General features: G+C 50.8%; 5 protein-coding genes. All 5 read left to right on the top strand.

The features are described from left to right. The first annotated feature begins 1,263 nt into the window (after positions 1-1,263). The 5 genes from CKL79_RS21935 (at position 1,264) to CKL79_RS21915 (ending at position 4,059) form a co-directional block, all read left to right on the top strand. The gene (locus tag CKL79_RS21935; RefSeq protein WP_121971646.1) at positions 1,264-1,653 is read left to right on the top strand and encodes a 6-carboxytetrahydropterin synthase; all 390 of its coding nucleotides are present in this window, start codon (positions 1,264-1,266) and stop codon (positions 1,651-1,653) included. A 49-nt stretch (positions 1,654-1,702) separates the two neighbouring features. Continuing rightward, the gene (locus CKL79_RS21930) at positions 1,703-2,341 is read left to right on the top strand and encodes a 7-carboxy-7-deazaguanine synthase QueE (protein ID WP_121971647.1); all 639 of its coding nucleotides are present in this window, start codon (positions 1,703-1,705) and stop codon (positions 2,339-2,341) included. Between the two features lie 2 nt (positions 2,342-2,343). Continuing rightward, positions 2,344-3,087 (top strand): 7-cyano-7-deazaguanine synthase QueC, encoded by a 744-nt coding sequence (queC, locus tag CKL79_RS21925; RefSeq protein WP_121971645.1) that lies wholly within the window; start codon positions 2,344-2,346, stop codon positions 3,085-3,087. A gap of 82 nt (positions 3,088-3,169) precedes the next feature. Beyond that, on the top strand, positions 3,170-3,730 hold the full coding sequence (locus tag CKL79_RS21920) for a DUF6431 domain-containing protein (protein WP_121971644.1): 561 nt from the start codon (positions 3,170-3,172) through the stop codon (positions 3,728-3,730). 62 nt (positions 3,731-3,792) lie between these two features. Next, a complete protein-coding gene (locus CKL79_RS21915; RefSeq protein WP_121971643.1) occupies positions 3,793-4,059 on the top strand; it encodes a hypothetical protein in 267 nt (88 codons plus the stop codon). Positions 4,060-4,364: the final 305 nt, after the last annotated feature.

Here is a 4,364-nt window from a genome sequence, read left to right as displayed (position 1 = left end):
CTATCGGGTCTACGTCTGCATATCCTGAGCATTACCCCAGGCGTTGGCTTCTTAGACCATCCTGCCTGCCAATCCTTTTGGTTTAGTACCTGCTCTAGATATTCGACCCTCTAGAGTGAAAATTGGTCAGGTTACTTCGTTCCTGATGTTCTTGGGTTGTGTGGTTAGAGTTGTACTGTCCACCGGATTTCGTTTTGGATATAAATCCCACCCTAGCGATATGAGTGGGCCTAGAAATCGGTAACTTTTGTTTCCAGTGTCCTGAGTGTTCAGGCATTGCCTTAGATTCTCATCAGCCTTTTCACTGGTTATGAATGACGATGGTTCGGTCATACATTCAGGCCCTTTGGGCTTTACTCATACACACGTGCTAGCCGGGTTTCCAGATTAGGCTTCCAGATACCGACGTTTAACCCTGCTTCATCCCATTGGCGCTAAACCGTTGAAATGAGGGCTATGCTGTCACGCCTTATACCGGGCGGATAGGACTAGCTTTCTGGGCTTGGTCAGAGGCATCACCTATAAGAGCATCAAGTTGTCATCTAAGAGAGATTAAAGTGCGAACTCCACCCTGAGTGGGTTATCTCTTAGAAGCCCTGCCTTATTAGCTTTTCAGCCTTTCGTACAGGAACGAATCGCACACCGCTGCTTCATCCGCTCTCGGGTACCGGAGCGAGTCGGGAAAAGTCCCACGGAGTTGCTCACTGGCCAGCCTCACCCACATTTGCTCGAACTCCTTGGTTTTAAGCGGTTCCAGAGAGCTTAGAAATTGAATCAATTAGTAGGCTGGGCCATCGACGACGGTGGTCTATTTTAGGCTGCAAGTGTGACCCAAAATCGGCGGTTTTTAAACCACGCCACAAAAGCTTATCGCCGCTTGATAATTACCTTAAGTCAGCGCCATTCATCACAGAGCGCGATTCATGAAAGGGGTTGAGGAGTTGGAAGTCTTATTCCAGGAGGCTTAAGAAAAAGCAGAATGGGGGAGGTTGCTTTGATCCTGCTTCCAGCCAATTTGGATACCCAGATCTGACAGATTCAGACCGTCTACTATCCATCCTAGTGCCTCTATCGGTAGACCGTGTTGCTTTCAGCGACTTCTAGACTCGCAAGCGCTTAATATAGGGTTAAGAAATCCAAATTCATATTTCACAACGCCATATCTAGATTTGCCTTAGAATGAGCAAGTCTTGATGAGCGTGCTGCTAAAGCTTGGCCTCAAAATAGAATGTTTGTACTATATACTGACTGAGGCCATACGTTATGCCCAAGTGGAGCGTTAAAACAGAATTTTCCTTTGATGCCGCCCACTACATCAAAAACTATGACGGTCCTTGCGGGCGGATGCATGGGCATACCTATCAGGTGCGCGTTGAGGCCACCACATCTCAGTTGAGGGCGTCGGAGTTTTGCCCTCATCCGGTTATGGTGGCTGACTTTCGTACCCTGCGCTGGGCGAAAAAAGACATGCTCAAGGGTGGGTTAGACCACTGTGTGCTGAATGATGTGCTGCCTAAAGGCTACGAAACCACTGCCGAGATGATTGCCCAGTACATCTACGAAAAGACGAAAAAGTCTCTCCCTGAAGGCATTCAGCTAAAAGTGGCGGTCTCGGAAACGCCGAATTCTTGGGTTGAGTATGAAGATGATTAAGCGCTCAAGCAGAAATCCGAGTCTGGTGCTGTTCACGCTGTAGATGAAAATGACCTCCTCGATCACGATCTCCCAGACAGTTGAATCTTCACCACTGGCTCTGCCTGTTGTTGAAACGTTCCACTCAATTCAAGGGGAAGGGATGTGGGCAGGTACCAGTGCCTTCTTTATCCGGTTAGCTGGGTGCGACGTGGGTTGCCCATGGTGCGACACTAAGCAATCGTGGAACCCAAAGCGTCATCCGCTGAGAACCCTTGAGGAATTAGTTGCTGAGGCCCGATCAGCTAATCCTGAAATTGTCGTGATCACGGGGGGAGAACCCTTGATGCACGATCTTTCTGCTCTAACTGGGCAACTCAAAGAGGCGCGTCTCCAGACACACCTTGAGACATCCGGTGCTCATTCCTTTAGCGGCACCTTTGACTGGGTGACGTTTTCGCCCAAGCGATTTAAGCCTCCCCATTCAAGCATTTATGCCTATGTCAGCGAACTCAAGGTTGTCATTGGAGATGAGGTTGATTTGGAATGGGCCGAACAGCAAGCCACTCAGGTCTCATCCACCGTTGCCAAACTGCTGCAACCCCAGTGGGAAACGCCTGGCAGTCGAGACAAAGTGTTTACCTACGTCTTGAAACATTCACAGTGGCGCGTTAGCCTTCAAACTCATAAATTCTTGGGAGTCCAATAGCTATGCCCCAACCCAACGCCATTGTCCTACTTTCGGGTGGCCTCGATTCTGCCACAGCAGCGGCTCAGGCGATCGCCGACGGCTACACACCCTTAGCACTTTCCTTTCGCTATGGCCAGCGCCATGATCGAGAGCTAGAGGCAGCTCGAAAGATTTCGGGCCACCTTGGCATTCAGGAACATTACGTGATGGAGGTCAATCTGGCCCAATGGGGAGGCTCCTCGCTCACCAATATGAACGAAGTCTTACCTCAGGACGGAATCCAGTCAAACATGATTCCCTCTACCTATGTTCCTGGGCGAAACACAGTATTTATTTCTATTGCGTTATCTTTGGCCGAGGCTAAGGGGGCTGAGGCGATTTATCTAGGGATTAATGCCGTGGACTACTCAGGCTATCCCGACTGCCGACCCGAATATTTGCAGGCTTTTCAACACCTGGCTCACATTTCCTCCAAGGCTGGTTTAGAAGGCCATGCCCCAGTTCTAATAGCTCCTTTGGTAATGGATTCTAAGGTGGATATTGTTCATCGAGCCCTCCATCTGGGAGTGCCGATCGCAGAAACCTGGTCATGCTATCAGGGCGGTAAAGAGCCCTGTGGGCGCTGCGACTCTTGCCGCATTCGTGATAAAGCCTTAATTGACGCTGGCAACCCCGATCTGGCAACGTTGATAGGCCGCCAACTACATGCTCAGGAGATCGTCATAAAGGAGTGCATCTCAGTTTTGCACACCTGCCTTGGATAACCAGCTAGATCTAGAATTGGTGCCTAGTGACAAAAGCGCAGCGAGGGCATAGACTTCAGAGATTCCTGACAAAGAGAAAGCTATGCCTCCAAAGCGTCAAAATCAAAACCGGACTGCGATTGTCTACTTTGGGGCGACCCAACAGGCGTATCTAGATCTGATTAATGCAGGCGATCATCATCAAGCGTACATCGCCTACATCCAAGCGCCGCTGAGGGCGCAAATCAGCCGCGAGCAGCATCAGCCAGACTGCGCAGACATTACTTGCTATACGGTTCATAGCCAACGCAATCGGCGGTTGCGCGGCTGGGGTGGCGAGATTGAGGTGTTGCCGATTTGTCGGGCGAAGTGCCGGTGCTGTAAAGCCGTGTTCACGGTCTTGCCGAGCTTCATTGCCCGCTATCGGCGACAAGATACCGACTGCCTGGGAAAGCTGCTAGAGATGAGCTTGGGGCTGGGCTTAAGCCAGCGAGAGACGGCGAAGATTTATGAATGGTCTCATCCCGATGAGGGTTGGCATCCAGGCTGGGTGTGGCATCTGGTTCAATGGCTAGGCAATTTAATCCCGGTGTCACTGTTGCTCATGCGACTGGGGCTTACCCCCCCGCCCATATTCTCACCGATGAGAAGTTTGCCACGTTAAATGGGGAACAAATTTACCTATTTCTGCTGTCCCAGGAAGAATTGATTTGGTATACCGAGTGGATGGCACACACCGATGAAGCCGCTTTCAACGCGGTGATTGTCCATGCCTTAGGGACGATTGAAGCCGCCGCTCAAAGCGAGGTATTGTGGGCACCAGATGTTTTTTACACCCCCGAGTCGGTGACCACGGATGGCTGGCGACCCGTACAAATAGCTTGGCAAACCCTCGTTCCAGGGATTGATTTAATCGAATGCAATCTGCACGGTCGTAAACGGGTCACGGCCACCCTCAAAGACTTCGCCCAAGCGCATCCTGAGACATCTTAGCAAGACCGGCAGCAACTTAAAAACGACTTCGACCAGGTCTTTGCCGCCCCATCATTAGCCGCTTTTTCTCAGCGTATCCGCCGCCTGGAAGAACAATATACTGACGAACCTATCCTGCTCAAACGACTCGACATTCTCAAGCAGAAGCGAGTGATGTTCACCAATCACCTCAAGTTTGATAGTGCCCCTGCCTTCTCCTCGGCTTTAGTATTAGGTGACAGTGGGTATAGGCGAGTGACGACAGCGGGGTAGTCGGGTAATCAGGATCTCATCAGGCAGCGTAGAGTGCAGTCAAAGCCAAGATC

Origin of the sequence: Leptolyngbya sp. BC1307 (assembly GCF_002286735.1) — a bacterium.
GTDB lineage: Bacteria > Cyanobacteriota > Cyanobacteriia > Phormidesmidales > Phormidesmidaceae > Phormidesmis.
Note: the sequence above shows the minus strand (reverse complement) of the source record. Positions and strands in the feature narration are given on the sequence as shown.

Excerpts from the sequence above, each read along its gene's own strand:
- CKL79_RS21935 (WP_121971646.1), top strand. The coding sequence starts at position 1,264 with ATGCCCAAGTGGAGCGTTAAAACAGAATTTTCCTTTGATGCCGCCCAC.
- CKL79_RS21930 (WP_121971647.1), top strand. The coding sequence starts at position 1,703 with ATGACCTCCTCGATCACGATCTCCCAGACAGTTGAATCTTCACCACTG.
- queC (WP_121971645.1), top strand. The coding sequence starts at position 2,344 with ATGCCCCAACCCAACGCCATTGTCCTACTTTCGGGTGGCCTCGATTCT.
- CKL79_RS21920 (WP_121971644.1), top strand. The coding sequence starts at position 3,170 with ATGCCTCCAAAGCGTCAAAATCAAAACCGGACTGCGATTGTCTACTTT.
- CKL79_RS21915 (WP_121971643.1), top strand. The coding sequence starts at position 3,793 with ATGGCACACACCGATGAAGCCGCTTTCAACGCGGTGATTGTCCATGCC.